We start from the raw sequence: 26,729 nt of genomic DNA, 5'->3' as shown, positions 1-26,729 counted from the left end.
TCAGCCTCCTCGGACAGGACGGTTGGCGCGGTACAGCAGCCAGAGGAAGAACGGCGCGCCGACGACGGCGGTGACCGTGCCGACGGGCAGTTCGATGGGGGCGAGGACGAGCCGCGCGACGAGGTCGCACACCATCACCAGCACCCCGCCGACGAGCGCGGCCGCGGGGAGCACGGCCGCGCCGGTCAGCCCGGACAGGCGCCGGGCGATGTGCGGGGCGATGAACGCGACGAACCCGATCGGCCCCGACGCGGCGACCGCGAACGCCGCCAGCGCGGCGGCCACGACCACGAGCCCGAGGCGGGCGCGCTGCACCGGCACGCCGAGGGCGACCGCCGACTCCTCGCCCAGCGACAGCGCGTCGAGCGCGCGGGTGAGCGCCGCGGTCGCCGGGAAGAGCACGACCAGCCCCACCACCAGCGGCCAGAACGCGTCCCACGTGACGCCGTTGAGGCTGCCCACCAGCCACACCGCGGCGCGCTGGACGTCGATGAGCTCGCCGACCACCAGCAGGTACGACGTCCCGGCGCCGAACGCGGCGGCCAGCGCGATGCCGACCAGCACCAGCCGGTAGGGCGAGAGCCCGCCGCGCCAGGCCAGGGCGTAGACCAGCGTCGCCGACGCCACCGCGCCGACGAACGCCCCGACGGGCAGCAGGGCGGGCGGCGCGCCGAGGATGAGGATCGCGACGCCGGTGAGGCTCGCGCCGCCGGTGACGCCGATGATGTCCGGCGCGGCGAGCGGGTTGCGCACCAGCGTCTGGAAGATCAGCCCGGAGACCCCGAGCGCCATGCCGCAGCCCAGCCCGACCAGCGCCCGCGGCAGCCGGAGCCCGACGATGATGAACTCGTCGGTGCGCGTGCCCGCCCCGACCAGGGTGGCGGCGACGTCGCCGAGCGGGATCGCGAACTCCCCGAGGCTCACCGACAGCGCCGTCGCGACCACCCCGACGACGACCGCCCCGAGGCACACCGCGAGCAGCCGCAGGTCGAGCAGCCGCGAGAACCCCCGCGAGCGGACCGGGACGCGGCGCGTCAGCGTCCCGGTCACAGCTGCACCAACTTGCCCCGGCGCACCAGCCAGATGAACACCGGCGCGCCGATCACGGCCATGACGATCCCGACCTGCAGCTCGCCCGGCGACACGAGCACCCGGCCGAGCACGTCCGCGACCAGCAGCAGGATCGGGCCCATGACCAGCGAGTACGGGACGATCCACCGGTAGTCGGGACCGACCAGTGCCCGCGCGGCGTGCGGCACGACGAGCCCGACGAACCCGATCGGGCCGGCGACCGCCACAGCACCGCCCGCGCAGCAGACGACCGCGAGCGCGGCGAGCGCCCGCGACACCGCCACCCGCTGGCCCAGCGAGCGCGCGACGTCCTCGCCGAGGGCCAGGGCGTTGAGCGCGCGCGTCGAGTACAGCGCGAGCAGCAGACCGACGAGGATGAACGGCTCCGCGCCGGCGAGCGTCCCGAGGTCGCGCCCGGACAGCGAGCCGACCACCCAGAACCGGAACGCGTCGAGCGTGCCGGAGTCGAGCAGCGCGAGCGCCGACGTCAGCGCCGTGAGCAGGGCCGCGACGGCCGCGCCCGCCAGCGCCAGGGTCACCGGGCTCGCGGCGGCGCGGCCCGACGCCCCGAGGGCGTAGACGACGACGGCGGCCACCCCCGCCCCGACCAGCGCGAACCACACGTAGCCGGTGACGGCGGTGATGCCGAGGACGTAGATGGCGGTGACCACGGCGAACGCGGCCCCGGCCTCGATGCCGAGGATCCCGGGGTCGGCCAGCGGGTTGCGGGTCACGCCCTGGATGACCGTGCCCGCCGCCCCCAGGGCGGCGCCGGCCGCGATCCCGATCAGCGTCCGGGGCAGCCGCAGCTCCCGGACGGCGACGTGCGCGTCGGTGCCGGCCCAGTCGGTGAACGCGGTGATCACCTGGGCCGGCGGGACCGGCAGCGCGCCCACCGCGAGCGACAGCAGCACCGCCCCGAGGAGCAGCGCGAGCCCGACCACCAGGCCCGCCGTGCGGGCGGTCCCGGTGGCCAGGGGAGGGGCGCTGCGCTCCTCGGCGGTACTCGCCGTCGCGGCCGTCATTCGAGGTAGTCGCCCATGCGACGGAAGTAGTCGCCGGCGACGTGCTCGGTGCCGTCCTCGTCGAGGACCCGCTGCAGCACCAGCCCGTGCTGCCCGCCGCGCCACGACTCGGGCCCGGCGACGACGATCACGCCACGGCCCTCGCGGGCGAACACCCGCCCGTGCGTGCCGCCGGCCTTCTCCCGCGACACCGACGCCTCGAGCACCCGCAGCCGGCGCCCCTCGTGGAGGCACCAGGCGTTGGGGTACGGCCCGGTCTGGGCGCGCACGAGGTTGACGAGGTCCCGCGCCGACCGGTCCCAGTGGATCCTGTTGTCCGGGTCGGCGCGCTTGTGGAAGAAGGACGCGTGCTCCGGGTCCTGGCGCAGCCAGTCGTGCGGCCCGTGCTCGATGCGGTCGAACGCGTCGAGCGACAGCGGCCCGAACAGCTCCACGGTGCGGTGGAACAGGTCCTCGGTGGTGTCGGTCGGCGTCACCGGCACCGTCCGCTGGGTGATGATGTCGCCGCGGTCGAGGTCGGCGTCCATCCAGTGCGCGGTGATCCCGACCTGGCTCTCACCGTTGATCAGCGCCCAGTTCAGCGGCGAGAAGCCCGCGTACTTCGGCAGCAGCGAGTCGTGGGTGTTCACCGTCCCGCGCTCCGGCGCCGAGAACACCTCCGGGCTGATCCAGGTCCGCCAGTTGCAGGCGAGCCCGATCTCGGCGCCCGACTCCTTGATGGTCGTGACCAGTTCGTCGTCGACCGCCTTCTCCCGGTAGACGACGGGGATGCCGTGCTCGCGGGCGAGATCCCCCATCGACTCCTCGAAGATCGCGGGCGCCCACTCGCCCTCCTCGGGGTGGCTGATCGTCAGCACCACCTCGTGGCGGGACTCGAGCAGCGCGGCCAGCAGCCGCGCTCCCCACTTCTGGTAGCCGAACAGGACGACGCGCATCGGGCTCCTCTGGTGGCAGCGGTGCTCAGCGGAACAGGGTCGCGAACGTGTCGAGCGTGCTCATCGCCCCCTGGTAGTCGGGGCGGAAGCTCGTCGAGGGCACCTCGTAGGCGTTGCCGCTCGCGAAGGCCGGCAGCCGCGCGTAGACGGGGTTGGTCCGCAGCTGGTCGAGCGGGATCTGGCCGATCGGCAGCACGATCGCGGTCGGCGCGTCGGCGACCTGGGGGAGCAGCTCCTGGCTGACCTCGAACGAGTCGCCGGTGCCGAACAGCGGCGGGTTGTTCGCCTTGCGGATGACGTCGTCGGGCGTGAAGCCGAGGTCGGTCGCGATGCGCGGCAGGGCCGCGGTCGGCGTCACGACGTAGGACTTGCCGTCGCGCGCCTGGTAGAGGAACACCGTCGGCTGCGGGGGCAGGCGCAGCGCGCCGCGGACCTGCGCGGCCCGGTCCTGGTAGGCCTGCAGCAGGCCCGGGACGCGGTCGGAGCGTCCGACGACCTCGGCGATCCGCGTGAGCTGGTCCTGCCACTGCGTGAACGCCGGGAGCAGGACCGTGGGCGCGATCTCCTGGAGCTGCGGGTAGGCGTTCGCGGCCTGCGCGGCGGTGAAGCCCTGGCCGCCGCCGATGATCAGGTCGGGCCGGGCCGCGGCCACCTGCTCGATCGACAGGCCCGCGCCCTCGCTGGCGAGGCGCTGGGTGCCCTGCTGCTGGGCCTGTGCCGACCAGCTCGGCGGGAACCCGGAGGCGTCGGCCTGGACGCCCAGGACGCGCGGATCGGCCGCGACCACCGGCGCCTCGAGGGTGAACAGGTCACCGGCGAGGCTGCCCGAGAGCACGGCGATCCGCTGCGGGGCCGCGGGGACCTGCACCGGGCCGCGCTCGGACTGGACGGTGCGCGTCTCGCCGCCGGATCCGCCGCCCTGCTCGCCGCCGCCGCTGCAGCCGGCCACCACCAGCAGCGCGGCCAGCCCGGCGAGCAGCGCCCGCACGGTGAGCCGTCCGGCCGCCGTCGCTCCTCGGACGGCTGCGGCGTCTCTGCCCCCAGGGCCCACGGGTCCTCCTTCTCGTCGCACCACCCTCGTCGCGACGGAGGTTAGGGCAGCCTTGCATCAGTGCACCAGCCGGGTGATCGCCCGTGGTGGTGATTCGGGCACCAGGAGTGACCTGGGCAACGCTGGGTGGGGTGTCCCCGGACGGGTGAATTAGGTTTGCCTAACCAGAATCGGCAGCGGGGACGGCTCGGGCACGTCGACGAGGTCCGTCCTCCGCGCGGGACGGGAGGACGGGTTGAGCACTGCTGTCCGGGCGCAGGCCGAGCTGCTGGAGCTGACCGGTGCCCAGCTGGGCATCTGGAACGCGCAGTGGCTGGAGCCGGACTCGCCGCACTACCTCGTCGGCGACGTCGTGGAGATCGACGGCCGCCACGTCCTCGACGTCGGTGCGCTCGCCGAGGCCGTCCGCCGCACGACCGACGAGGCCGAGACGCTGCGGCTGCGGTTCCACGACACCCCCGCCGGTCCCCGCCAGACGCTCTCCGACGAGCCCGCCGTGCCGCCCGAGGTCGTGGACCTCCGCGGCGAGCCCGACCCCGTCGCCGCCGCGCACGCGGCCGTCGCGTCGATCCGGGCCCGGGCCGCCGAGGCCTGCCGCGGCCTGGTGGACCGCCGGCTGGACAGCCAGACGCTCGTGCGCCTGTCCGACCGCGCGGTGTGGTGGGTGCAGCTCTACCACCACGTGATCATCGACGGGTACTCCGCGGCGATGATGGCCCGCCGGGCCGCCGCGCACTACACCGCGCTGGTCCGGGGCACCGAGCCCCCGGCGCCGGAGTTCGGGGCGATCGCCGACCTCGTCGCGGCCGACCAGGAGTACCGCGCCGGCGAGCGCCACGAGCGCGACCGGGCCTACTGGCGCGACCGGCTCACCCCGCTGCCCGAGCCCGCCGGCGCGTCCCGCACCGCGTCCGGGGCCCCGGAGCGCACCGTCGCCGCGTCGGTCGTCGTCCCGGCGGAGACCCTCGCCCGCCTGAAGGCCGTCGGCGAGCAGACGTCCACGACCTGGGCGGACGTGCTCATCGCCTGCTTCGCCGCCTTCCTGCACCGCGCCCACGGCGAGTCCGACGTGGTGATCGGCATGCCGCTGATGTGCCGCGTCGGGAAGGCCGCCCTGCGCACCCCGGCGATGGCGGTGAACCTGCTGCCGCTGCGGGTCGCGGTGCGCGGCGACGACCGCCTCGAGGCGCTCAGCCGCCGGGTCGCCGAGCGCATGAAGGAGATGCGCTCGCACCAGCGCTTCCGCGGCGCCGACCTGCCCCGCGAGCTCGGCGTGCCCGGCCTCGGCGCCATGCTCCTCGGCGGGATCAACCTCAAGGCCTTCGACTACACGATCGACTTCGCCGGCTCCACCGGCGTCATGCGCAACGTCGCGGGCGGGCCGCCCCAGGACTACGAGCTCACCGCGACGCCCACCGCCGACGGCGGGCTGCGGCTCGGCTTCGAGGTCGACGACCGCCTCACCGACCAGGCCGGCGTCGCGTGGCGGGCGCAGTCGCTGCTGCGGGTGGTCGACGCCCTGACCGCGCCCGACGCCCCGGCGATCGGCGCGGTCGACCTGCTCGCCCCCGACGAGCGCCGGCGGCTGCTGGCCGACCGGTCGGGCCCGGCGGCCGGCGCCCCCGAGGACGTCGCGACGGCGATCGACCGGCTCGGCGCGGGCACGGCCCTGGTCTGCGGCGACGAGCGGCTCACGGGCACCGAGCTCGCCGCCCGCGTGCACCGCACCGCGCGGGCCCTGCGGGCGCGGGGGATCGGCACCGACGACGTCGTGGCCGTCGCCCTGCCGCGCGGGGTCGACCTCGTCGTCACCCTGCTCGCGGCGCTCGACGCCGGCGCCGCCTACCTGCCGCTGGACCTGGCGCACCCGGCCGCGCGGCGGCAGGAGCTGATCGACGACGCCCGCCCCGCGCTGGTGATCGGGGAGCAGGACGTCGCCGAGCTCCGCGCCGAGGCCGACGCCCAACCGGCCACTGCGCCCGGGGACCGGTCCCTCGCGCCCGACCGGCTCGCCTACGTCATCTACACCTCCGGCTCGACCGGCCGGCCCAAGGGCGTGCTCGTGCGCGCCGGCGGGCTGTCCGGCCTGCTCGCGCACCACCCGGCGACCGCCCCCGAGCTCGCCGGCCGCGGCGTCCTGCGCGTCGCGCACACCTACTCGTTCGCCTTCGACGCCTCGATCGACCAGCTGCTCTGGCTGCTCCACGGCCACGAGCTGCACCTCTACGACGCCGACCTGACCAGGGACGCCGAGGAGCTCCTCGCGGCCTTCGGTGCCGACGGCATCGACGTCGTCGACACGACGCCCTCGATGGCGACGCAGCTCGTGGACCTCGGCCTGCTCAGCGGCGCGCACCCGCCGGCCCTGCTGATCCTCGGAGGCGAGGCCACCCCGCCCGCGCTGTGGCAGCGGGTGGTCGACTCCGGGGTGCCCGCGCGCAACGTCTACGGGCCGACCGAGGCGACCGTCGACGCCACCGCCGCCGCGCTCACACCCGGCGTGCCGACGATCGGCGGACCGCTGCCCGGCACCCGCGTCCACCTGCTCGACGTCGCCCTGCAGCCGGTGCCGCACGGCGCGGTCGGCGAGCTCTACCTGGCCGGCCCGCACCTCGCGCGCGGCTACCTGAACCACCCCGGGACCACTGCCGAGCGCTTCCTCGCCGACCCGTTCGGCCCGGCGGGCGAGCGCATGTACCGCACCGGCGACCTGGCGCGCTGGGTCCCGGGCCGCGGCCTGGACTACCTGGGCCGCGGGGACGGCCAGGTGAAGATCCGGGGCTACCGGATCGAGATCGGCGAGGTCGAGGGACAGCTCGCGGACCTGCCCGGCGTGCGCGCCGCGGCGACCGCGGTGCGGACCGACACCGGTCGCCCGCAGCTGGTGGGCTACGTCGTCGGGGACGTCACGCCGGAGCTCGTGCGCACGTCCCTCGCCGACCGCGTGCCCGAACACATGGTGCCCTCGACGGTGGTCGTGCTCGACGAGCTGCCGACCACGACCAGCGGCAAGCTCGACCGCCGCGCCCTGCCCGCGCCGCCGACCGCGCGCTCCGGCCGGGCCGCGGAGACGCCGTCGGAGCGGGCGCTGGCCGCGGTGCTCGCTGACGTCCTGGGCCTGGAGACGGTGGGCGCGGACGACGACTTCGTCGGGCTCGGCGGCGACAGCATCACCGCGATCGCGGTGTGCTCGCGGCTGCGGGCGCACGGTCTCGAGCTGCGGCCCCGCGAGCTGCTCGCGGCGCCGGACCTCGCGTCGCTGGCGTCGCTGGCGCGCCTCCACCAGGACGAGGACACGACCGTCGACGTCGCCGTCGACCCGGCCGGCGTCGACTTCGACGGCGCGATCCGCGAGGCGCTCCCGGCGACCGCGCTGCAGGCCGGGCTCGTGGTGCACAGCCTCGCCCGGGAGGCCGGGGACGCCGAGGTGTACCTCGTGCAGGGCGTCCACCACCTCACCGGCGCCCTCGACACGGAGCGCCTGCGGGCGGCCGCCGCCGAGCTGCTGCGCCGCAGCCCCGCGCTGCGCAGCGCGCTGACCACCGCCGCGTCGGGCGAGGTCGTCGCGGTGGTGCCCGCCGAGGTGGAGCCGGGCTGGTCGTCGGCCGACCTGTCCGCGCTCCCGCCCGACGAGCAGGAGCGGGCCGTCACCGCCGCCGCCCGCGCCGAGACGGACCGCGACTGGCACCCCGCCCGGCCGCCGCTGATCCGGTTCGCCCTGCTCACGCTCGGCGGGACCGATCACCGGCTGGTCGTCACCAACCACCACGCGCTGCTCGACGGCTGGTCGATGCCGCTGGTGTGCCGGACGCTGTTCGCGATCTACGACGAGCTCGGCGGCGGCGCCCCGGCGCCGGTCCTCGCCCCGGTGACCGACTACCTGCGCTGGCTCGCCCGCCAGGACCGCGGGGCGTCGCTCGCGGCGTGGCGCGACCGCCTCGCCGGCATCGACGAGGGCACCCGGCTCGCGCCGGCGGCCAGGGGTGCCGGTCCCGAGCGCCCGGCGCGCCGCCAGATGGAACTCGACCGCGAGCTCTCCGACGACGTGCGCGCCTTCGCCCGCGAGCGCGGCGTCACGCTGGCGACCGTCGTCCAGACCGCGTGGGGCCTGCTGCTCGCGCGGCTCACCGGCCGCCACGACGTGCTGTTCGGCACGCCGGTCTCCGGGCGCTCCGGCCAGGTCGACGGCATCGAGACGATGATCGGCCAGCTCGGCAACACCGTCGTCGTCCGCCTCGCCCACCGCGACGGCGACACCGTCGAGCAGGTGCTGGCGGCGATGCACGAGCAGTCGGTCGCCATGACCGACCACCACCACGTCGGCCTCGCCGAGGTGCAGCGCGCGGTCGGCGTCGGCGACCTGTTCGACACGCTGCTGGTCACCGAGAACCTGCCGATGTCGGCGCGCACCGGTGTGACGCTGGCCCCCGGCGTCCAGCTCGACGGCGTCGACACCGACGACGGCACCCACTACCCGCTCAACGTCGTGGTGCTGCCGGAGCCGCGCATCGTCGTCCGCTTCGGCTACCAGCCCCGGGCGTTCGACGACGACGCCGTGCGCGACATCGGCGACCGGCTGCGCACCCTGCTGCGGGACATGGTCGACCACCCCGGACGCGCGGTCTCCCGGCTGCGCCTGCTCGAGCCGGAGCAGGAGGCCCTGGTGCTGGCGGCGGGCACCGAGCACGTCGCCTCGCACCGCGTCCGCGGCGGCTGCCTCGCGGAGTTCGCGGCCCAGGTCGCGGCGCGGCCCGACCAGGCCGCCGTCGAGTGCCGCGACCGGACCCTGACCTACGCCGAGCTCGACCGGCGGGCCAACAGGCTCGCCCACGCCCTGCTCGACCTCGGCGTGCGCCAGGAGCAGCCCGTCGCCGTGCTGCTGCGCCGCGACGTCGAGATGGTCGTGGCGATCCTCGGCATCTTCAAGGCCGGCGCGGTCTACGTGCCGATGGACCCCGACTACCCCCGCGACCGCCTGGCGTACATGGTCGGCGACGCGCACGCTGTGGCGGCGGTGACCACCTCGGACGTCCCGTTCGACCTGCCCATCACCGACGTCCCGGTGCTGCGCCTGGACGACCCGGAGCTGGTCGGCGGTGCCCACGACACCGATCCGGGGCACGCCCGTCGTGGCCTGACCGACGACGCCCTGGCCTACGTCATCTACACCTCGGGCACCACGGGCCGGCCGAAGGGCGTCGCGGTGAGCCACCGCGGCTTCGCCGGCCTGATCGCGCTGCAGGAGGACGTCGTCGGTGTCGGGCAGGAGCGCTACCTGCACTTCGCGACGACCAGCTTCGACGTCGCGATGTGGCAGACCATGCTGCCGCTGCTCTCGGGCGGGACCTCGGTGATCGCGCCGGAGGAGGTCCGGCTGCCCGGGCCCGAGCTGCTGGACTACATCACCGCGCACCGGGTCACGGGGATCAACCTGCTGCCGTCCTTCCTGGCCGCGATGCCCGACGACGCCCGCATCGACCCGGACGTGTTCATGGTCGTCGGCGCCGAGCGCCTCGACCCCGCCCTCGCGCGCCGCTGGGGCGACGGGCGGCGGGCGCTCTTCAACGCCTACGGCCCGACCGAGGTCACGATCAACGCGGTGACCTGGCGCTACGACCCCGCCGAGCCGGCGCTCGACACCGACGAGGGGACGCTGCCGATCGGCCGGCCGGACCCCGACGTCCGCGCCTACGTCCTCGGCCCCGGGCTGCGGCCGGTCGGCGTCGGCATGGTCGGCGAGCTCTACCTCGCCGGGCCCGGCCTCGCCCGCGGCTACCTCCACCTGCCCGGCCAGACCGCCGGCGCGTTCGTCGCCGACCCCTTCGGCCCGGCCGGCGAGCGGATGTACCGCACGGGTGACCGCGTGCGCTGGCGCGCCGACGGGAACCTCGTCTACCTGGGACGCACCGACGACCAGGTGAAGGTCCGCGGCGTGCGCATCGAGCCCGCCGAGATCGAGGCGGCGCTGGCCCGCCACCCCGCCGTGCGCGCCGGGGTCGTCGACATCCGCGAGGACCGGCCCGGCGAGCGCCGCCTCGTCGGCTACGTCGTGCCCGTCGACGGGGCGGACCTCGACCCCGCGACCCTGCGCGCCGACCTCGCCGCGGTGCTCCCGACGGCGATGGTGCCGACGGCGATCGTGCCCCTCGACCGCCTGCCCCTGGGCCCCAGCGGCAAGCTCGACCGGGGCGCGCTGCCCGCCCCCGAGCACCACGCCACCGCGTCCCGGGCCCCGAGCACGCCGGCGGAGTCCGTGCTGCTCGGCGTGCTGCGCGAGGTGCTGGAGAACGACGCGATCGAGCTCGACGACGAGTTCGTCGACGTCGGCGGCGACAGCATCGTCTCCCTCGCGCTCGTCTCCCGGGCCCGGCGCCAGGGCGTCGAGCTGTCGGTCCGCGACGTGCTCGAGGGCGGCACCGTCGCGGGGATCGCGGCACGCGCGACGATCGGGACCGCCGACGGTGCCGGGGCCGACGTGATCGACCTCCCGCGCTCCCACGTCCTGCCGCTGCGCCGCGCCGGCTCCGCGGAGCCGTTCTTCTGCGTCCACCCCGCCGGCGGGTTCGCGACGGTGTTCACCGGGCTCGTGCGCGAGCTGCCCGCCGACCGGCCGGTGATCGGGCTGCAGCTGCCGTCCCTCGACGGCGCCGAGGTGGCGGCGGCGACCGTCGACGAGCTCGCGGAGTCCTACCTGGCGACGATTCGGGGGATCCAGCCCGCCGGCCCGTACCACCTGCTGGGCTACTCGTTCGGCGGCAACGTCGTGCACTCGCTGGCGGCGCTGCTGGCGGCCCGGGGCGAGGAGGTGGCGTTCGCCGGGATGATCGACTCCGGCCCGCTGGCCGCCGAGCGCGCGGACGGGCGGGGGCCGAGCGCCGACGTGGTGGAGCGCGAGCTGCGCGCGGCCCTGCCCCCGGGGGCCGCCGAGGACGCGCCGGAGCTGCTGGCGGCGGTCCGCCGGGCGGTCGAGCAGACGGTGGCGATCCGCACCGCCTCGCACGCCCCGACCTACCCGGGCACGCTGACCCTGTTCGCGGCCTCCGAGGGCGCCGAGGGGGACGGCGAGCAGCTCGTCGCGGCCTGGCGCTCGCTCGTGGGTGCCGAGCGCCTCGTCGCCCACCAGGTGGAGGGTGACCACGGGGCGATGGTGTCGCCGCGGGGCTGGGCCGCGATCGGCCCGGTCGTCGCGCGGGCGCTGTCGTGACGGGTGCCGGCGTGACGGGCGCTGGCGTGACGGGTGCCGGAGTGACGGCTCAGGCGTGGGCGTGCCCGTGGCCGTGACCGTGCGCCTCGCCCTCACCGGGGTTGTGGTCCTCGTCGAACATCGACAGGCCGAGCTTCCAGTAGCCGGTGATGGAGACGTCGGCCGGGTCGAGGCCCAGGTCGTCGCGCACCCACCGGCGCAGTGGCTTGATCGACCCCGCCTCGCCCGCGACCCAGACGTAGACCGACTCGCCGGGCGGCACGGCGACGGCGCGCACGGCGCTCGCGAGCACGTCGCTGCGGCCGGGGGCGACGCCGTCGCGGTGCAGCCAGGTGACCGTGACACCGGCCGGCGCCCCGAGGTCGACCTCCTCGGCGGCGTCGGCGACCTCGACGAACACCCATCCGCGGGTGTCCGGCGGCATGTTCTCGACCCAGCGCGCGATCGCGGGCAGCGCGGTGGTGTCGCCGGCGAGCAGGTAGCGGTCGTAGCTGCCGGGCACGGCGAGCCCCGCGGGCGGGCCGGCGACCCACACGAGCTCGCCGGGCTGCGCGCGCGAGGCCCACTCCGAGGCGAGCCCGCCGGGGTGCAGCACGACGTCCAGGTCGAGCTCGCCGGCCTCGGGGTCGTGGCGGCGGACCGTGTAGTCGCGGGTGGGAGGCATCGGCTTGGGCCAGAACAGCATCAGCCCGTCCTGCTCGGGCACGCGCAGCCCGCCGTCGTCGTCCGGGAAGATCAGCTTGACGTGCTCGTCGACGACGCTGTGGCTCTCGAACCCCGCGAGCTCGGGGCCGGTCAGCGTCATCCGCAGCATCGCGGGACCGACCCTGCGGGTGCCGGCGATCTCGAGCCGGCGGATGCGGATGGGGTAGGGCACCTTCGCGACCGCCGCGCCCTGCAGGGCCTCCGCCACGCGCTCCCGGGGTCGATCCCGATCCACCATGCCCCGTCCTCTCCTCTCCTCGACGATCACCGCGACCCTGCCATAGTTAGGTAACCCTTGCCTTGACTGCCGCCGATCCGGGGAGAACCCCGCCCGTGACCGATCCGCCCACGGAGATCGACGCGCGCCTGCTGCGCGCCGCCTTCGTGCTGGTGCTCGGGACGTTCATGGCGACGCTCGACGCGACGATCGTGAACGTCGGCATCGACACGCTCGCGCAGGAGTTCGGGGCCACGGTCACCGAGATCCAGTGGGTGACGACGGCCTACCTGCTCGCCGTCCTGCTGGCCGTGCCGTCGTCGGGCTGGATCGTCGACCGGTTCGGCGGCCGGCGGACGTGGATCGGCGCGGTGATCCTCTTCCTGGCCGGCTCGCTGCTGTGCGCGCTGGCGTGGTCGATCGAGAGCCTCATCGTGTTCCGCGTGATCCAGGGCCTCGGCGGCGGGCTGCTCCCGCCGGTGGGCCAGGCCCTGGTGGCGCGCGAGGCCGGGCCCAAGCGCATCGGGCGCATCATCAGCATCGTCGGGGTCGTCCCGCTGCTCTCGCCGGTGATCGGGCCGATCGTGGGCGGCTCGATCCTGGGCGTCGCGGACTGGCCGTGGCTCTTCTGGGTCAACCTGCCCATCGGCATCGTCGCCGCCCTGCTCGCGCTGCGGTTCGTGGCACCGAACCCGCCGGCGGCGCAGGGTGCGCCCTTCGACGTCCGCGGTGCGGCGCTGCTCCCGCCGGGCGTGGCGGCGCTCGTGTTCGGGCTGACCGAGCTCGGCAACGGGCGCGCGGTCGGCTCCGCGCCGGTGCTGCTCGGCCTCGTCGGGGGCGTGGTGCTGCTCGCCGGCTACGTGGTGCACGCGCTGCGGATGCGGGGCGTGCCGCTCATCGACCTGAGGCTGTTCACGCGGTCGCCGTTCGGGGCCGCGGCGAGCGCCCTGATCATCCTGGGCGCCTCGGTCTACGGGGCGATGTTCCTGCTCCCGCTCTACTTCCAGATCGGCCGCGGCCTGACGCCGTTCGCGGCGGGCCTGCTGCTCGTCCCGCAGGGCGTCGGGGCGGCGATCGGCTCGATCGTCGTCAACCGCACCGTCGACAGGGTCGCGCCGCGCACGCTGGTGCTGACCGGGATCGGGCTGATCGCGCTCGGGACGGTGCTGTTCACCCAGCTGGGCAGCGTCCCGTCCGACCCGCTCATCGTCGCGTCACTGCTGGTGCGGGGGATCGGGCTCGGCATGATCGGCGCGCCGGTCATGAGCATCGTCTACTCGTCGATGCCGCACGCGCAGCTCCCGCGGGCCTCGAGCGCGCTGAACCTGCTCAACACCCTCGGCGGGTCGGTCGGGACCGCGGTGCTCGCCGTGATCCTGCAGAGCAGGCTGGCGGCGCGCGCCCCGCTGGGGGAGCCGGGGGTCGCGCTCGCGTTCGCCGACACGTTCTGGTGGACGCTCGGCTTCTGTCTCGTCGCGGTGGTCGGGGCGACGAGGCTGCCCCGCCGGGCGCCGGCGGAGCACGCCTCGACGTAGCTGCCTAGTGATGGCCGCCCTGTCCGCCGCCCTTGCCGCGGAACTTGTTGAGTGCGTCCTGCGCCTTCTGGCGGTTCTTCGGGTCCTGCGCGTAGCGCTTGGCCTGGTCGGTGTACTTGCGTCCCTGCGGGCTCTTCAGGAACTCACTGATCTTCGAGAACAGACCGGGCACGACGGCTCCTCACGGAGGGCGAGGCGGTCTTTCCGCCCCGTGTCCGCCCAGGATATCGCCCGAATCGGGCGCCCAGTTGTTACCGGCGGGTAGGGGCCTACACCCTACTGACGAGTAACAAGAGAGGGATACGCCACGCTGCCACCGGGCACGGGGCATGGGAGAGTCAGGGCAGAAGGTAAGTTACCGATCGGTATCTTACTGGGCGGTAACAGCGTCCCACCGGGACGGATGCGAGCACAGGAGGTCGCAGAAGGCCCATGAACATCGTCGTGCTGATCAAGCAGGTGCCGGACACCTGGTCGGAGCGCACCCTCTCCGACGCCGACAAGACGCTCGACCGCGCGTCCTCCGACGCGGTGCTCGACGAGATCAACGAGCGCGCCGTCGAGGAGGCGCTCAAGATCAAGGAGTCGGGCGACGCCGAGGTCACGGTGCTCACCGTCGGCCCGGACCGCGCCACCGACGCCGTCCGCAAGGCCCTCTCGATGGGCGCGGACAAGGCCGTCCACGTCAACGACGAGGCGCTGCACGGCTCCGACGCCGTGACCACCGCCAAGGTGCTGGCCAAGGCCATCGGCACCGTCGGCGAGGTCGACCTGGTGCTCGCGGGCAACGAGGCCACCGACGGCCGCAGCGGCGCGATGGCCGCCATGCTCGGCGAGGTCCTCGGGTGGCCGTCGCTGACCCACGCCAACGCCCTGACCGTCGAGAACGGCACCGCCAACGTCAAGCGGGAGACCGACGAGGGCACCTGCGACGTCACCTCGGCGCTGCCCGCTGTCGTGAGCGTCGGCGAGAAGATCAACGAGCCGCGCTACCCCTCGTTCAAGGGGATCATGGCCGCGAAGAAGAAGCCGGTCAGCGCCCTCGGCATCTCCGACCTCGGCCTCGACGCCGGTGAGGTCGGCCTCGCGGGCTCGCTGAGCCAGGTCGACTCCTTCGCCCCGCGCCCGCCGAAGTCCGGCGGCCAGAAGGTCGAGGACGAGGGCGACGGCGGCTCGAAGATCGCCGAGTTCCTCGTGGGCCAGAAGCTCATCTGATCCACCCCACCGACACGAGAGGAAACCATGGCTGAGGTCCTGGTCCTCGTCGACCACGTCGACGGGGAGATCAAGAAGAACACCTACGAGATGCTCACGGCGGCGCGCCGCCTGGGCGAGCCGTCGGCCGTCGTCGTCGGCACCCCGGGCACGGCGGCGAAGCTCGCCGAAGGCCTGGCCGCGCACGGCGCGGAGAAGGTCTACGTCGCCGAGTCCGACGACGCCGTGAACTACCTGTCGACCCCGCAGGTCGACGCGCTGGCCGCGCTGGTCGAGCGGGTCTCCCCGCCGGCCGTGCTGATCGCGGCGGGCGCCGACGGCCGCGAGGTCGCGGGCCGCCTGGCCGTGCGCACCAACTCCGGCTGGCTCAACGACCTCGTCGAGATCGACGGCCAGCGCGAGGGCACCCACTCGATCTTCGGTGGCGCCTTCACCGTGCAGTCGCGCGCGACCACGGACACCGCGGTCATCTCGTGGCGCTCCGGCTCGATCGAGGCCGAGGAGAACGCCGGCGCGGGCACGCAGGAGACCGTCGAGGTCCCCGCGATCGACGAGGCGACGTCGGCCAAGGTGTCGAACCGCCAGCCGATCGTCGGCGGCGACCGCCCGGAGCTCACCGAGGCGAACGTCGTCGTCGCCGGTGGCCGCGGTGTCGGCTCGGCCGACAACTTCAACGTCGTCGAGACCCTCGCCGACTCGCTGCACGCCGCGGTCGGCGCCTCGCGTGCCGCCGTCGACTCCGGCTACTACCCCAACCAGTTCCAGGTGGGGCAGACCGGCAAGACGGTGTCGCCGTCGCTCTACATCGCGCTCGGCATCTCCGGCGCGATCCAGCACCGCGCCGGCATGCAGACCTCGAAGACGATCGTCGCGGTCAACAAGGACCCCGAGGCCCCGATCTTCGAGATCGCCGACTTCGGTGTCGTGGGCGACCTGTTCTCGATCAGCCCGCAGCTGACCGACGAGGTCAAGAAGCGCAGCTCGTAGGGCCGCGCTCGCCGTTCTGACCGAAGGGCCCCTTCGCTCGCGTAGATCGAGCGAAGGGGCCCTTCGGTCGTTCCGGGCGCGTCTCAGCGGCGCGGCGTGAACGTCAGCGGCAGGTGCGTGAGCGCCCAGGTCGTGCCGATCTCCTCGACGACGGCGGCCGGGTCCTCGACGGCGATGTCGTCCAGGGCCGCGAGCACCTCCTCCACGGCGACCTTGAGCTCGGCGCGCGCCATGTGCATCCCGACGCACAGGTGCGGCCCGAAGCCGTAGGCCATGTGCCGGTTGGGGCGCCGGTCGACGTCGAGCTCCTCGGGCCGGTCGAAGGTGCGCGGGTCGTGGTTGGCGCCCGCCCAGTTGAGGTAGACGCGCTCGCCGGCGCGCAGCCGCTGCCCGCCGATCTCGGTGTCGGCGAGGACCGTGCGGGTGTGCGAGCGCGTCGGCGTCGCGAGGCGCATGAGCTCCTCGAGGGCGTCCGGGATGCGCTCGGGGGCGGCGCGCAGCTCGTCCTGCAGCTCCGGGTGCTCGGCGAGCAGCAGGAACACGAAGCTCATCGAGCTCGCGGTCGTCTCGAAGCCCGCGGGCAGCAGGATCACGCAGTAGTCGAGGATCTCCTCCTCGGTGAGCGGGCGCCCGTCGACCGTCGCGGTGGTCAGCGCCGAGACGAGGTCGTCGGCGGGCTCGCGGCGCTTGGCCGCGGCGAGGCCGGTGAAGTACTCGTAGATCGCGTCGGCCTGGGTGCCGCCCTCGGCGCGGCCCCGCACGAGCGCGACGGCGAGGTCGGCGAGCCGTTCGCGGTCGGGCGCGGGCACCCCGAGCGCGTCCATCAGCGCGTGCGCGGTCATCGGGTTGCACAGCTCGCCGAACAGCTCGCAGCGCCCGCGGCCGGCGAACCGGTCGACGAGGTCGCGGGCGATCGCGCGGTAGGCCGGCTCCTTGCCGGCCTGCACCGACCGCGACAGCAGCGGCGCGATGATCTGCTTGTACTGGCGGTGCAGCGGCGGGTCCGACTCCATCGGGATCATCGGGCGCGTGTTGCCGAAGTGCTGGAGCAGCACGGGGAACGCCGAGAACGTCGCATCCTCCTGGCGGTGCACCTCCTGGAGCTCCGCGTAGCCCGAGACGGTCCAGATGCCCTCCCTCTCGCCGTCGGAGAACCCGTCGGTCCGCGTCACCGGGCACCCCGCCGCCATCGCGCCGGCCACCCGCACGTACCGGCCGCGGGTGAGGTCCGGCGACAGCGGGTCGAAGTGGTCGCGGACGTGCGCGGGGTCGTCGTGGGCGCCGGCGGGGCATCCCGGTGCCCAGTAGCCCGTGTGCTCGGTCATACGGCCTCCAGCGACGGACGGGCGTGACCGGCCGCGACGCTAGTGCGCCGCGGCGACACGGGGCCAGATCACCCGGAGCGGAATCGATGTGGGGAGACCCGTCGCGCACGAGGGGATTACGCTGGCCGGTCGATGACCTACCTCGACCACGCGGCGACCACGCCGATGCTGCCCGAGGCGGCGGCAACCCTCACCGAGGCGCTCGGGCGCGTCGGTAATGCGTCGTCGCTGCACTCGGCGGGGCGGCGGGCGCGGCGCGCGGTCGAGGAGTCCCGCGAGACCATCGCCGAGGCCGTGGGGGCCCTGCCGTCCGAGGTCGTGCTGGCCACCGGGGGCACCGAGGCCGACAACCTCGCGCTCAAGGGCCTGTACTGGGCCCGGCGGGCCGCCGACCCCCGCCGCACCCGCGTCGTCGTGTCCGCCGCCGAGCACCACGCGGTCCTCGACGCCGGCGAGTGGCTCGCGGAGCACGAGGGCGCGCTCCTCGACGTCCTCCCCGTCGACGCGGAGGGGCGCGCGGACCCGGCGGCGCTCAAGGCCCTGCTCGACGACCACGGCGACGAGGTCGCCGTCGTCAGCGTGATGTGGGCGAACAACGAGGTCGGCACAGTCAACGACGTCGCCGCGCTGGCGGAGGTCGCGCACGAGTTCGGGGTGCCGATCCACACCGACGCCGTGCAGGCGGTCGGCGCGGTGCCGGTCGACTTCGCCGCCAGCGGCGTCGACGCCCTCTCGCTCACCGGGCACAAGCTCGGCGGGCCCGTCGGCGTCGGGGCCCTGCTGCTGCGCCGCGACACCGCGTGCACGCCGCTGCTGCACGGCGGGGGCCAGGAGCGCGACGTGCGCTCGGGGACCCTCGACGTCCCCGGCACCATGAGCCTCGCGACCGCCGTGCGCGCCGCCGTCGCCGACGTCGAGCGGCGCGCCGCGACGATGACGGCCCTGCGCGACGACCTCGTGGCCCGCGTGCGCGCCGAGGTGCCCGACGCCCGGCTCAACGGCGTCCCGCTGGACCGGCCCGGCGAGCGCCTGCCCGGCAACGCGCACCTGTCCTTCCCCGGCTGCGAGGGCGACAGCCTCCTCATGCTGCTCGACGCCCGGGGGATCGAGTGCTCCACCGGCTCGGCCTGCACCGCCGGCGTCGCCCGCCCGAGCCACGTCCTGCTCGCCATGGGCCTCGACGAGGACCTCGCCCGCGGCTCGCTGCGCTTCTCCCTGGGCCACAACTCCACGGCCGCCGACGTGGACGCGGTGGTCGAGGCGATCGGCCCGGTCGTGGAGCGCGCGCGCCGGGCCGGGGACGCGCTGGCGCGGTCGTGATGGCCTCCGGCCAGGTGAGCGATACGGATCGGCCCCGGCGACCCATTCCACTCACATGGGCTCCGCCCATGAGAGTCCTGGCCGCGATGAGCGGCGGCGTCGACTCGGCGGTCGCGGCCGCGCGGCTGCGCGACGCGGGGCACGACGTCACCGGTGTGCACCTCGCGCTGTCCGCGAAGCCCGCGACCATGCGCGAGGGGGCGCGCGGCTGCTGCTCGGTCGAGGACTCCCGCGACGCCCGTCGCTGCGCCGACGTCCTCGACATCCCGTTCTACGTCTGGGACATGGCCGCCCGGTTCCGCGAGGACGTCGTCGAGCCGTTCGTCGCCGAGTACGCGGCCGGCCGCACGCCCAACCCGTGCCTGCGGTGCAACGAGAAGATCAAGTTCTCGGCGGTGCTCGAGCGGGCCCGGGCGCTGGGCTTCGACGCGGTCGGCACCGGGCACTACGCGCGCCTCTCACCGGACGGGGTGCTGCGCCGGGCCGCCGACCCGGACAAGGACCAGTCCTACGTCCTCGGCGTCCTGCGCCCCGACCAGCTCGCCGGCGCGCTGTTCCCGCTCGGCGACAGCCCGAAGACCGCGGTGCGCGCCGAGGCCGCGGCGCGCGGGCTGGTCGTCGCCGAGAAGCCCGACAGCCACGACATCTGCTTCATCCCCTCCGGCGACACCCGGGGCTTCCTCGCCGCGCGGATCGGCGAGGCGCCCGGGGTGATGGTCGACCCGGCCGGCGAGGTCGTCGGCCACCACCGCGGCGTCCACGACTTCACCGTCGGCCAGCGCCACGGCCTCGGCATCGACCGCCCCGCCCCCGACGGGCGCCCGCGCTACGTGCTCGGGCTCGAGCCGGTGAGCCGGACGGTGCGCGTCGGGCCCGCTGAGGACCTCGACGTCACGGCGCTGGCGGCGACCTCGCCGGTCTGGCTCGTCGACCCGCCGGCGCACGACCTGACCTGCGTCGTGCAGGTCCGCGCCCACGGCGGGCTGGCCGGCGCCACCGTGCGGGCGGTCGGCGACGGCGTCGAGGTCGTGCTCGACGAGCCGCTGCGCGGCGTCGCGCCCGGGCAGGCGGTGGTGTTCTACCGCCCGGAGCCCGGCGGGGACGTCGTGCTGGGCAGCGCGACCATCGCGTCGACGTCCGGCTGAGCGCGCCCCGGAGACCGACCGGCCCCCGGGGCAGCTCGAACCCCCTCGCGGCGCCCCACTCCGTATAGCGCGAGGCGTAGAATCGGTGTGAGCATGAGCACCGACTGCATCGGGTGCGGCCGCGAGATCCCCGCGGAGCGCGCCGAGCTGGGATACACCTACTGCACGGCCCCGGACTGCCAGGCGCGGTTCCGCCGGGGCCCGACGGTCACCGCGGTGGCCGTCAACAAGAGCGGCGACGCCTTCCGGGTCGCCGAACCCGAGGAGATCGCGGCGCGCGCCGCCGCGGGCGAGTTCGGCCGGAAGAACACCGGCCTGGGCACCGAGCACGTCGACGTGCCGCGGGTGCCGGCGCCGCGCCGCCCCGTCACACGCCGCCAGACCCGTCCCTCCCGCCGGAGCAGTCCCTCCTGGACCCCGGCCCAGGAGAACATCGTCCGGCTCTATGCGGACATGGGCCTCTCGCCGCGGCAGATCGCCGAGCGGGCCCGCCAGAACACGCCGCGGCTCGACGTGACCGAGAACCTCGCGGTCCGCATCCTCTCGTCTCCTCGCCGCTAACCTCCCGCCCATGGGCTTCGAGGCGGAGAACATCCGCGACTGGCAGGGCAAGGCGATCGTCGACCCCGCCGGCGGGAAGATCGGCACGCTCGAGGCGATCTACGTCGACACCCTCACCGACGAGCCGGCGTTCGCGACGGCCGTGGTCGGCATCGTCGGGCGCCGGCGCCTGGCGTTCGTCCCCCTGGCCGGGGCGACGGTGGCGCCGGACCACGTGCGGGTCACGGTCGCGAAGGACCTCGCCAAGCACGCCCCGTCGATCGACACCGACGGGGAGCTCGCCGCCGAGGACGAGCCGGCGATCTTCGAGCACTACGGCCTCGCCGCGTCGTCGCCCGGCGCGGCCCGTCGTCTCGCCCGGCGCTGACCGTCAGACGATCGCGACCGGATCCAGCATCGAGCCCGTCGCACCCTGGATCTTGAGGGGGAGCGCGACGAAGAGGAACTCGTACGCCCCGGCCCGCGCGAGCTCCTCCAGGTAGAGGGACTCGAACAGGTAGATCGCGTGCTCGATGAGCAGCAGGCTGTGGACCGGCTGCGGGTTGGCGGGGTCGCCGTAGTCGGGGGGTGGCTGGACCTCGAAGGTCTCGGTGTCGCTGCCCGCGGCCACGACCCCGCGCTCGAGCATCCAGCGGGCCGCGGAGAGATCGGGGCCGGCGGTGGCGTGCCGGGTCATCGCCTCGGTGTCCGGCCAGTGCCCGAGGTACCCGGTGCGGACGAGCACGACGTCCCCGGCCCGGACCTCGACGCCCTGGTGCGCCGCGACGGCCGCGAGCTCCTCGGCGTCCACCACCGACGACCGCGGCAGGGCGTCCACCCCGCGGTGGCCGGGCACGTCGATCAGCACGCCGCGGGCGATGAACGGCGGCAGCTTCGAGGCGTCGCCGTGCCGCGGGCCGCTGTCGCCGAGGTGCTCGCGCGGGTTGCCGCCGCCGTACCAGTGGTCGTCGTCGCCGATGGTGACGTGGGCCAGCGCGTCGACGTGGGCGCCGCTGTGCGACGTCGCGCTGAGCAGCTCGGCCATGTACCCGTAGCCGACGCCGTTGCGCGGGCCCCACGGCTGGGCGCCCTCGGCGCGCAGCCCGCCCGGCGTGCGGGCCATGCTCACCCGGAACGGCGGGTGCGCGCCGAACAGCGGCATGTCGGTGAACCGGGGCACCGCCAGCGAGAAGACCTCGCCGCGCGTGGGCAGCGCCAGCGCGGCGAGGATCTCCTCCGGCCGCCGGAAGGCCGCCGGCCCGCGTTCCGGGTCGACCGCCGTCACGGGCTCCCCTGCGCGTCCGCGATCATCCCGACCACCCGCTCCGGCGTCATGGGCAGCTCGTCCACCCACACCCCGAGGGGCCGCAGCGCGTCGTCGACGGCGCTCGCGATCGCCGTCGGGGCGACCAGCCGCCCACCCTCGCCGGCGCCCTTGACGCCGTAGGTGGTGAACGGCGAGGGCGTCTCGACGTGCTCGAGGACGATCTCGGGGACCTCGTGCATGCTCGGCAGCAGGTACTCCCGGAACGTCGGCGTCTCCAGCGCGCCGTCCGCGGCGCCGTAGCTGTACTCCTCCATCAGCGCCGCGCCGATGCCCTGCACGATGCCGCCGACGACCTGGCCCTCGACCAGGGCCGGGTTCATCACGGTGCCGCAGTCGTTGACGACGTAGTAGGCGCGCAGGGTGACCTCGCCGGTCTCCGGGTCGACCTCGACGATCGGGATGTGGCAGGCGTGCGAGACCATCGGGTAGAACGCGCCGAGGTCGCTGCGGTCGGCCGTGGGCGGCGTGAAGTACGGGTGGTCGTAGGTGTAGACGGACACGAGGCCGCTGCTCTCGGCCTCGTCGGTGCCGTCGTGGAACAGGTGGGCCCTCATCCCGACCTCGGCCATCGTCATCGACGTGCCGGGCGCCCCCTTGGCGCGGAAGACGCCGTCGACGCACTCGACGTCCTCGGCGTCCATCTCCATCGCGGAGGCCGCGACCCGGATCATCTTGTCCTTGACCGTGCGCGCGGCGCCGCGGGTCGCGCCCGAGAGCATGATCGTGACCCGGCTGCCGCCGGGGCCGGCCGAGATCGCGCCGATCGTGGAGTCGGCGTAGACGACCGAGACGGCGGACGGGTCGATCCCGAACTCCTCGGCGACGACCTGGCCCACGACGGTCTCGGGGCTGTTGCCCCACAGCGGGCAGCCGATCGTGGCGCGCACGCCGCCCATGGCGTCGACGTCGATCTTGCAGCTCTCCGGGGTGCTGGTCGCCGGGAGCGGCGGCTCGTCGTAGAAGGACCACCACTCGGAGGCGTTGTAGCCCGAGCGCTCCTGGCAGCTCGCCAGGCCGATGCCGAGGTAGCGGCCCTCGGCGCGCAGCCGCTCCTGCTCGGCGCGCCACCGGTCGAGCCCGGCGAGCTCGAGGGCGCGGTCGAGGACGGTCTCGTAGTCGCCGCTGTCGTAGATGTTGCCCGTCGGGATCTTGTACGGGAACTGGTCGGGCCGGATGAAGTTGCGCCGGCGCAGCTCGACGCGGTCGACGCCCATCTCCAGGGCGGCCTTGTCGACCAGCCGCTCGAGGATGAAGTTGCCCGGGTCGGCGCCCGCGCCGCGGAAGAAGCCCTGCTGGACCTTGTTGGTCAGCACGCACGAGACGTCGTAGCGCAGGCTGCCGATCCGGTAGGGGCCGACGGGCTGGGCGACCGCGTTGCCGTGCTGGCCGTGGGCGAACTGGAAGTAGGCGCCGTAGTCGTCGATGATCCGCAGGACGAGGCCGAGCATCTCGCCGTCCTCGGCCAGGGCGAGCTCGGCGTCGTAGATCCGGTCGCAGCCGACGTTGTCGTTGGCGGCCACGTTGTCGGGGCGGTCCTCGAGGTACTGGACGGGGCGGCCGCAGGCCTTGCTGAGCGCCCCGGTGATCGAGACGACCTTGGTGATCAGGTGCTTGCTGCCGAAGCTGCCGCCGACCGTGCACGGGATCATGCGCAGCCGGTTGGTCGAGACCCGCAGGATCCCGGCGAACGCCCAGGGCAGGAAGTTGATGAAGTTGCTGTTCGACCAGACCGTCATCGACTGGCCGAACGGGTCCCAGGACGCGACGGCCCCGGCCGTCTCGATGGGGTGCGCCCCCATCCGGTGCCACCGCGCGCTCGAGCGCACGACCGTGTGCGCGCGGGCGAGGTCGCCGTCCACGTCGCCCCAGTCGAGGCTGCGGTGGAAGACGACGTTGGAGTCGAGCGTCTCGTGCACCCGGGTCGCCGACGGGTCCATCGCCGCCACCGGGTCGACGAGGGCGGGCAGCACCTCGTACTCCACGCGGATGCGCGCGCAGGCGTCCTCGGCGACGTACCGGTCGGTGGCCGCGACGGCGGCGACGGCCTCGCCGGGGAACCGCACGCGGTCGACCGCGATCGCGCGCTGCTCGACCGGCTCGGCGCAGAAGGCCGGCATCGGGTCGACGAGCTCGGCGGCGGCCGCGCCCGTGAGCACCACGACGACGCCGGGCAGCGCCTCGGCCTCCGAGGTGTCGATCGAGACGATCTTCGCGTGGGCGTGCGGGCTGCGCAGGACGGCGCCGTGCAGCATCCCGGGCAGGACGACGTCGCCGACGAACCCGGCGCGCCCGGTCAGGAGCTTCGGGTCCTCCTTGCGAGCGACGCTCTGCCCGATCCAGCGCCGGGTCTCCTCGACGGTGCTCATGCCCGGACCCCGCTCTTCTCGTCCGCCATCAGCCGCCCGGCCGCGCGCACCGACCGCACGATGTTCTGGTAGCCCGTGCAGCGGCACAGGTTGCCGCCGAGCGCCTCCTCGACGTCCTCGCGTCCGGGGTCGGGGACCCGTTCGAGCAGCTCGCAGGTGGCCATGAGCATCCCGGGGGTGCAGAAGCCGCACTGCAGGCCGTGCTCCTCGGTGAACGCCCGCTGGACCGGGTGCAGCGTGCCGTCGACGCCGGCCAGCGACTCCACGGTGCGCACCGACGAGCCGTCGAGCTGCGCGGCGAAGACCAGGCAGGAGCGCGTCGCGACGCCGTCGACGAGCACGGTGCACGCGCCGCAGACGCCCTGCTCGCACCCGAGGTGCGTGCCCGGCAGGGCCAGGTCGTTGCGGAGCAGGTCGGCCAGCAGGGTGCGCGGCTCGGTGAGGAGGTCGTGGCGGGTGCCGTTGACGGTGATCCGGACGCGGACCTTATCGGGCATCGGTCGTCTCCTTCGGCGAGGTCGCACGCGCGAAGGCGGTGCGCAGGGCGCGGGCGGTCAGCACGCGCGCGAGGTGGCGGCGGAAGTCGGCCGAGCCGTGGCAGCTCGGGATGGGCTCGAGGCCGTCGGCAGCACGGGCGGCGGCCTCGGTGAACGCGGCGGGGCCGTCGGCACCGACGACCGCGGCCTCGACGGCCGTGGCGCGGACGGGCCGCTGGTCGGCGCCGCAGAGCGCGACCCGCGCCTGCGCGACCCGGCCGTCGTCACCCACGCCGACCACCGCGGCGGCCCCGCAGACCGGGAGGTCGCCCTGGCGGCGGGTGAGCTCGACGAAGGCGCTGCCCGTCCGGCCGGGCGTGAGGGGCACCTCGACCCCCACCACCATCTCGTCGGGCGCCAGCGAGGTGCGGAACGGGCCGGTGAAGAAGTCGTCCGCGGCGACGGTCCGCTCGGCGGCGCGGCTGCGCACCTTGACCAGACCGTCCAGCGCGAGCAGGGCGGCCGGGAGCTCGGCGGACGGATCGGCGAACGCGACGCTGCCGACGACAGTGCCGCGGGCGCGCACCGGCGCGTGGGCGACCTGCGCGCCGGCCTCGGCCAGCAGTGGGGCGTGGGCGGCGACCTCGCCGGAGAGCTCGCTGGTGCGCTGGCGGACGGTGGCGCCCAGGCGCAGGGTGGACGAGCCGTTGTCGCTGGTCACGCCGAGGGAGTCGAGCCCGCGTACCCGGTTGATGTCGACCACGACGGCCGGGCTGACCTGGCGGGCGTTCATCATCCGCACGAGGCTCTGGCCGCCCGCCAGCACCCGCGCGTCGTCGCCGTGCTCGGCGAGGAGGTCGAGTGCCTCGTCGAGATCCCGTGGTGCCGCGTACTCGAACGGCGCAGGCTTCATGGGCACCTCCGGGTGCTGGTGTGCTCGACCGGCGCCCCGACGGGCGGGTCGTGAGGAGAGGCCGGGTGGTGGGACCGGACCTCGAGTGGTGTGCCTCAGATCACACTGCGGTCGATGGTCGACGTTCGCTCGTGACTTAAGCAACGTTAAGTCGCGTCGGTTTCACCCTCGGCGTCCGAATGGCCCTCCCCGCCTGCCCCGATGACGCTCGGGTCGTCCTCGGACCGCACGGGGCGTGACGCGGTCGGCGGCCGACGGCAGGCTGAGGAGCGTGACCGGCGACGCGCGCCCCCGCTCGGGCGTCCGCGCGTTGCGGGTGTCGGCGGCCGACGTCGCCCGCCGGGCCGGGGTGTCGGCGGCGACCGTCTCCTACGCGCTCAACGGGAAGCCGGGCGTCTCGGCGGAGGTGCGGGCCCGCGTGCTCGCGACCGCCGCGGAGCTCGGCCACTCGCTCGACCGCTACGAGCGTGCGGTCGAGCCCGAACCCTCCCGGGTGCTCGGGCTGGTCCTCACCGACATCAGCAACCCGTTCTACTCGGAGTTCTCGGCCGGGACGATCGACATCGCCCGCGACCGGGGCTACGAGGTCTTCGTCGCCCACACCCAGGAGAGCTCGCCGACGCTGGACACGGTGGTCCGGACGATGATCGCCCGCCGGGTGGACGGGATGGTCCTGACCTCGCTGCACACCGACGACGGCGACGCCATCCGCACCCTGCGCCGTGCCGGGATGCCGTTCGTGCAGGTCACCCGCCGGATCCCGGGGCTGCGCGCCGACTTCATCGGCGTCGACGAGACGGCGCTGTCCGCCGACATCCTGCGCCACCTCCTCGGCCACGGGTACACCGATCTCGCGATCATCACCGGCCCGCGCAGCTCGTCGTCGTCGGCCGAGCGGGCCCGGACGTTCGCCGCCACCGCCGCGGAGCTCGGGGTGCCGCTGCCCGCCCACCGGCGGTTCATCGCGTTCCTCAACGCCGAGGGCGGACGCCGGGTCGCGCAGCACCTCGTCGACGCCGACGACGTCCCGCGCGCGATCGCGTGCGGGTCCGACGCGATCGCCTCCGGGGTCATCGGGACCCTCCGCGAGCACGACCTGCGGGTGCCCGACGACGTCGCCGTCACCGGGATCGACGGGGTCTTCCCCGGCGCGTCGATGCTGGCCGAGCTCACGACCGTCGCGCTGGCCCGGCGCACGATGGCCCGGATCGCGGTGGAGCAGCTCATCCGGCGCATCGACGGGCACGGCGGCGGCGCGCTCGACGAGACCGTGCCCCACACCCTGCGCATCGGCACGAGCTGCGGCTGCCCCCGCTCGCTCATGACCGTGCCGCGCAGACCGCCGCGGGCGGCCGGGGCGCGATGATGTCGC

At 74.7% G+C, this 26,729-nt stretch carries 20 protein-coding genes; 9 read left to right on the top strand and 11 right to left on the bottom strand.

Annotated features, from left to right (window positions below; translation table 11 throughout):
• The 4 genes from WCD58_RS06580 to WCD58_RS06565 are packed head-to-tail and all read right to left on the bottom strand — an operon-like array spanning position 1 to position 4,082.
• Positions 1 to 1,050, bottom strand: a complete 1,050-nt coding sequence (locus WCD58_RS06580) for a FecCD family ABC transporter permease (RefSeq protein WP_337700716.1) — start codon at positions 1,048 to 1,050, stop codon at positions 1 to 3.
• Positions 1,047 to 2,096, bottom strand: coding sequence for a FecCD family ABC transporter permease (locus tag WCD58_RS06575; protein ID WP_337700714.1), 1,050 nt, complete (start codon positions 2,094 to 2,096; stop codon positions 1,047 to 1,049). The genes WCD58_RS06580 and WCD58_RS06575 overlap by 4 nt, the downstream gene beginning before the upstream one ends.
• Positions 2,093 to 3,031 carry a methionyl-tRNA formyltransferase gene (locus tag WCD58_RS06570; protein ID WP_337700712.1) on the bottom strand — a complete coding sequence of 313 codons (939 nt, stop codon included), beginning with the start codon at positions 3,029 to 3,031 and terminating at the stop codon, positions 2,093 to 2,095. The genes WCD58_RS06575 and WCD58_RS06570 overlap by 4 nt, the downstream gene beginning before the upstream one ends.
• 25 nt (positions 3,032 to 3,056) lie before the next feature.
• Positions 3,057 to 4,082: an ABC transporter substrate-binding protein gene (locus WCD58_RS06565; RefSeq protein ID WP_337700710.1), complete on the bottom strand. Its 1,026-nt coding sequence runs from the start codon at positions 4,080 to 4,082 to the stop codon at positions 3,057 to 3,059.
• 235 nt (positions 4,083 to 4,317) lie between these two features.
• Between WCD58_RS06565 and WCD58_RS06560 the strand changes: the two genes are divergently transcribed.
• Positions 4,318 to 11,286 (top strand): non-ribosomal peptide synthetase, encoded by a 6,969-nt coding sequence (locus tag WCD58_RS06560; protein WP_337700709.1) that lies wholly within the window; start codon positions 4,318 to 4,320, stop codon positions 11,284 to 11,286.
• Between the two features lie 49 nt (positions 11,287 to 11,335).
• Here the strand turns inward: WCD58_RS06560 and WCD58_RS06555 are convergent, their stop codons facing one another.
• Positions 11,336 to 12,229: a siderophore-interacting protein gene (locus tag WCD58_RS06555; protein WP_337700707.1), complete on the bottom strand. Its 894-nt coding sequence runs from the start codon at positions 12,227 to 12,229 to the stop codon at positions 11,336 to 11,338.
• Between the two features lie 95 nt (positions 12,230 to 12,324).
• On the opposite strand from WCD58_RS06555, the gene WCD58_RS06550 reads away from it, so the two are divergent.
• Positions 12,325 to 13,743 carry an MDR family MFS transporter gene (locus WCD58_RS06550; RefSeq protein ID WP_337700705.1) on the top strand — a complete coding sequence of 473 codons (1,419 nt, stop codon included), beginning with the start codon at positions 12,325 to 12,327 and terminating at the stop codon, positions 13,741 to 13,743.
• A 4-nt stretch (positions 13,744 to 13,747) separates the two neighbouring features.
• On the opposite strand, the gene WCD58_RS06545 is transcribed toward WCD58_RS06550, so the two are convergent.
• Positions 13,748 to 13,915, bottom strand: a complete 168-nt coding sequence (locus tag WCD58_RS06545) for a hypothetical protein (protein WP_337700702.1) — start codon at positions 13,913 to 13,915, stop codon at positions 13,748 to 13,750.
• A 260-nt stretch (positions 13,916 to 14,175) separates the two neighbouring features.
• Between WCD58_RS06545 and WCD58_RS06540 the strand changes: the two genes are divergently transcribed.
• Together WCD58_RS06540 and WCD58_RS06535 are read left to right on the top strand one after the other, a co-directional pair.
• Positions 14,176 to 14,958 carry an electron transfer flavoprotein subunit beta/FixA family protein gene (locus tag WCD58_RS06540; RefSeq protein WP_337700700.1) on the top strand — a complete coding sequence of 261 codons (783 nt, stop codon included), beginning with the start codon at positions 14,176 to 14,178 and terminating at the stop codon, positions 14,956 to 14,958.
• Positions 14,959 to 14,985: 27 nt separating this feature from the next.
• Positions 14,986 to 15,945, top strand: a complete 960-nt coding sequence (locus WCD58_RS06535) for an electron transfer flavoprotein subunit alpha/FixB family protein (RefSeq protein WP_337700698.1) — start codon at positions 14,986 to 14,988, stop codon at positions 15,943 to 15,945.
• 83 nt (positions 15,946 to 16,028) lie between these two features.
• Here the strand turns inward: WCD58_RS06535 and WCD58_RS06530 are convergent, their stop codons facing one another.
• Positions 16,029 to 17,270 carry a cytochrome P450 gene (locus tag WCD58_RS06530; RefSeq protein WP_337700696.1) on the bottom strand — a complete coding sequence of 414 codons (1,242 nt, stop codon included), beginning with the start codon at positions 17,268 to 17,270 and terminating at the stop codon, positions 16,029 to 16,031.
• Between the two features lie 132 nt (positions 17,271 to 17,402).
• Here WCD58_RS06530 and WCD58_RS06525 point away from each other — a divergent pair, with 132 nt between their 5' ends.
• The 4 genes from WCD58_RS06525 to WCD58_RS06510 all read left to right on the top strand — a co-directional run bounded on the left by WCD58_RS06525 (position 17,403) and on the right by WCD58_RS06510 (position 20,663).
• The gene (locus WCD58_RS06525; protein ID WP_337700694.1) at positions 17,403 to 18,590 is read left to right on the top strand and encodes a cysteine desulfurase family protein; all 1,188 of its coding nucleotides are present in this window, start codon (positions 17,403 to 17,405) and stop codon (positions 18,588 to 18,590) included.
• A 68-nt stretch (positions 18,591 to 18,658) separates the two neighbouring features.
• Positions 18,659 to 19,735, top strand: coding sequence for a tRNA 2-thiouridine(34) synthase MnmA (gene mnmA, locus WCD58_RS06520; protein ID WP_337700692.1), 1,077 nt, complete (start codon positions 18,659 to 18,661; stop codon positions 19,733 to 19,735).
• Positions 19,736 to 19,828: 93 nt separating this feature from the next.
• On the top strand, positions 19,829 to 20,296 hold the full coding sequence (locus tag WCD58_RS06515) for a hypothetical protein (protein ID WP_337700690.1): 468 nt from the start codon (positions 19,829 to 19,831) through the stop codon (positions 20,294 to 20,296).
• Positions 20,297 to 20,306: 10 nt separating this feature from the next.
• The gene (locus WCD58_RS06510; protein ID WP_337700689.1) at positions 20,307 to 20,663 is read left to right on the top strand and encodes a PRC-barrel domain-containing protein; all 357 of its coding nucleotides are present in this window, start codon (positions 20,307 to 20,309) and stop codon (positions 20,661 to 20,663) included.
• Between the two features lie 3 nt (positions 20,664 to 20,666).
• Here WCD58_RS06510 and WCD58_RS06505 read toward each other — a convergent pair whose 3' ends face one another.
• The 4 genes from WCD58_RS06505 to WCD58_RS06490 are packed head-to-tail and all read right to left on the bottom strand — an operon-like array spanning position 20,667 to position 25,357.
• Positions 20,667 to 21,560 (bottom strand): cyclase family protein, encoded by an 894-nt coding sequence (locus WCD58_RS06505; protein ID WP_337700687.1) that lies wholly within the window; start codon positions 21,558 to 21,560, stop codon positions 20,667 to 20,669.
• Complete coding sequence (locus WCD58_RS06500) at positions 21,557 to 23,968, bottom strand: xanthine dehydrogenase family protein molybdopterin-binding subunit (RefSeq protein ID WP_337700685.1); 2,412 nt, start codon at positions 23,966 to 23,968, stop codon at positions 21,557 to 21,559. The genes WCD58_RS06505 and WCD58_RS06500 overlap by 4 nt, the downstream gene beginning before the upstream one ends.
• Complete coding sequence (locus WCD58_RS06495) at positions 23,965 to 24,465, bottom strand: (2Fe-2S)-binding protein (protein ID WP_337700682.1); 501 nt, start codon at positions 24,463 to 24,465, stop codon at positions 23,965 to 23,967. The genes WCD58_RS06500 and WCD58_RS06495 overlap by 4 nt, the downstream gene beginning before the upstream one ends.
• Complete coding sequence (locus WCD58_RS06490) at positions 24,455 to 25,357, bottom strand: FAD binding domain-containing protein (protein ID WP_337700679.1); 903 nt, start codon at positions 25,355 to 25,357, stop codon at positions 24,455 to 24,457. The genes WCD58_RS06495 and WCD58_RS06490 overlap by 11 nt, the downstream gene beginning before the upstream one ends.
• Positions 25,358 to 25,628: 271 nt before the next feature.
• Between WCD58_RS06490 and WCD58_RS06485 the strand changes: the two genes are divergently transcribed.
• Entirely contained in the window at positions 25,629 to 26,723 is a 1,095-nt protein-coding gene (locus WCD58_RS06485; protein WP_337700677.1) for a LacI family DNA-binding transcriptional regulator, read from the top strand.
• The last annotated feature ends 6 nt before the right edge of the window (positions 26,724 to 26,729 follow it).

It is taken from the genome of Actinomycetospora flava (assembly GCF_037400335.1).
In the GTDB taxonomy this organism is placed as follows: domain Bacteria; phylum Actinomycetota; class Actinomycetes; order Mycobacteriales; family Pseudonocardiaceae; genus Actinomycetospora; species Actinomycetospora flava.
This window is presented reverse-complemented; position numbering and strand designations above follow the sequence as displayed.

Excerpts from the sequence above, each read along its gene's own strand:
- WCD58_RS06570 (WP_337700712.1), bottom strand. The coding sequence starts at position 3,031 with ATGCGCGTCGTCCTGTTCGGCTACCAGAAGTGGGGAGCGCGGCTGCTG.
- WCD58_RS06500 (WP_337700685.1), bottom strand. The coding sequence starts at position 23,968 with ATGAGCACCGTCGAGGAGACCCGGCGCTGGATCGGGCAGAGCGTCGCT.
- WCD58_RS06515 (WP_337700690.1), top strand. The coding sequence starts at position 19,829 with ATGAGCACCGACTGCATCGGGTGCGGCCGCGAGATCCCCGCGGAGCGC.
- mnmA (WP_337700692.1), top strand. The coding sequence starts at position 18,659 with ATGAGAGTCCTGGCCGCGATGAGCGGCGGCGTCGACTCGGCGGTCGCG.
- WCD58_RS06555 (WP_337700707.1), bottom strand. The coding sequence starts at position 12,229 with ATGGTGGATCGGGATCGACCCCGGGAGCGCGTGGCGGAGGCCCTGCAG.
- WCD58_RS06525 (WP_337700694.1), top strand. The coding sequence starts at position 17,403 with ATGACCTACCTCGACCACGCGGCGACCACGCCGATGCTGCCCGAGGCG.
- WCD58_RS06535 (WP_337700698.1), top strand. The coding sequence starts at position 14,986 with ATGGCTGAGGTCCTGGTCCTCGTCGACCACGTCGACGGGGAGATCAAG.
- WCD58_RS06575 (WP_337700714.1), bottom strand. The coding sequence starts at position 2,096 with ATGACGGCCGCGACGGCGAGTACCGCCGAGGAGCGCAGCGCCCCTCCC.
- WCD58_RS06530 (WP_337700696.1), bottom strand. The coding sequence starts at position 17,270 with ATGACCGAGCACACGGGCTACTGGGCACCGGGATGCCCCGCCGGCGCC.
- WCD58_RS06540 (WP_337700700.1), top strand. The coding sequence starts at position 14,176 with ATGAACATCGTCGTGCTGATCAAGCAGGTGCCGGACACCTGGTCGGAG.
- WCD58_RS06510 (WP_337700689.1), top strand. The coding sequence starts at position 20,307 with ATGGGCTTCGAGGCGGAGAACATCCGCGACTGGCAGGGCAAGGCGATC.
- WCD58_RS06495 (WP_337700682.1), bottom strand. The coding sequence starts at position 24,465 with ATGCCCGATAAGGTCCGCGTCCGGATCACCGTCAACGGCACCCGCCAC.
- WCD58_RS06490 (WP_337700679.1), bottom strand. The coding sequence starts at position 25,357 with ATGAAGCCTGCGCCGTTCGAGTACGCGGCACCACGGGATCTCGACGAG.